The following is a 1,477-nucleotide window of genomic DNA, read 5'->3' as shown; positions in this document are numbered from 1 at the left end:
ATCAATAAATCAATCAAATTTGGAATAAAATCAAAAAATTTAGAATTTCTCCCAAATGTATTTACAGTTTTTAGAATGGTAAAATTTCAATAATTATATCATCAAAAGATCCTTGGGGGAGGACAAAATGAAATTCGATTATGAAGTATTGATCATAGGTGGAGGTCCAGCAGGTCTCAGCGCTGCATTGGCCTTAGGCAGAATGAGCAGGACCGCTCTAGTTTGCGACGATAGTCGTCCAAGAAATGCGGCTTCTTCCCATTTGAATAATTTTCCGACCAGGGACGGGATCCATCCGGCGGAATGGAGAAAATTAGTAAGAAAAGATTTAGAAAAATATAATACGATTAACTTTTTCGAAGGTAGTGTTCTTTCCGTAGAAAAATCTGGACCGGGTTTTGTCGCAAAATTGTCTTTAGATAAAACTTTTTATTTCAAAAAGATCATCCTTGCATATGGAGTGGAAGACAAACATCTTCCGATTCCTGGTTATAAGGAACTCTGGGGAAAATCTATTTTCCATTGTCCTTATTGCCATGGTTTCGAAGTAAGAGGTTCCAGATTAGGCCTTCTTGGAAATGGGGATATGTTGATATATATGCTTCCGCTCATATACGATCTTGCATCTGACTTGATAGTTATTACGAACGGAAAAGCCGAACTTAAGGAAGAGCAGAAAGACCTATTAAACAGAAAAAAAATCCGTTTAATAGAAGAAAAGATCATCGGTTTTATATACGAAGGGGAAAAACTAAAAGCTATTACTTTTGAAAATGGAGTGACTATAGAGAGAGATGCTCTATATGCACTTCCTTCTTTTCCATATAAACTGAAATCAAAAATCGGAGAAGAGTTAGGCTGCGAAAAAGACCAATTCGGCTTCTATAAAGTTGGAGAAAGAGGAAAGACTAGCATAGATGGGGTCTATGCTTGCGGAGACAATGCAAATGGGGCTCATTCAGTTTTATTAGCTGCTGCCTCAGGGGGAATGGCCGGAGCAGGTATAGTTCATGAGTTATTAAGCGAGAAATTATTCGAATAAACTTGTTGGAATTCCAACAAGACTGCTGGATGAAATTAGAGTTGCTGATTCGGATTTTTTAGTGTATAGGGGGAATTGCTTCTCCCACAAGCCCACCTCCTCCACCCGAACTTGGGTAGGGGCCAGTTTTACAAATTCGCTTTCGATTCGAGCCAATCGTATTGATCTGAGGTCCGACTCGTTTGACTTCGTCATCGACTCGCATTTGCGGTCGTCTTCTCGCTCTCTAAGGGTCGCTGTGAAGGGGTGGGGGCCGGTTTTACAAATTCAGAAATAGAAATCATTTAGAGCATAAGAAGTCCAACACGCGAACATATATTATTCACACGTGTTATGATCGCGTTGTTAGATCTTAAAGTTAGTTAGAATATTATGAATTAGAAAGGAAGAGGAAGTCTCTTCGAAAACATATAGAGTAGCGTGACTCACCGAATT

General features: G+C 39.1%; 1 protein-coding gene. It reads left to right on the top strand.

Annotated elements, in window-relative coordinates; all coding sequences use genetic code 11:
• The first annotated feature begins 127 nt into the window (after nucleotides 1-127).
• Nucleotides 128-1,042, top strand: a complete 915-nt coding sequence (locus tag CH365_RS19805) for an NAD(P)/FAD-dependent oxidoreductase (protein ID WP_100770272.1) — start codon at nucleotides 128-130, stop codon at nucleotides 1,040-1,042.
• Nucleotides 1,043-1,477 lie beyond the last annotated feature (435 nt).

Source organism: Leptospira neocaledonica, assembly GCF_002812205.1.
Lineage (GTDB): Bacteria > Spirochaetota > Leptospiria > Leptospirales > Leptospiraceae > Leptospira_B > Leptospira_B neocaledonica.
Note: the sequence above shows the minus strand (reverse complement) of the source record. Positions and strands in the feature narration are given on the sequence as shown.

Bases quoted from the DNA above. Each gene is read 5' to 3' on its own strand.
- CH365_RS19805 (WP_100770272.1), top strand. From the start codon at position 128: ATGAAATTCGATTATGAAGTATTGATCATAGGTGGAGGTCCAGCAGGT.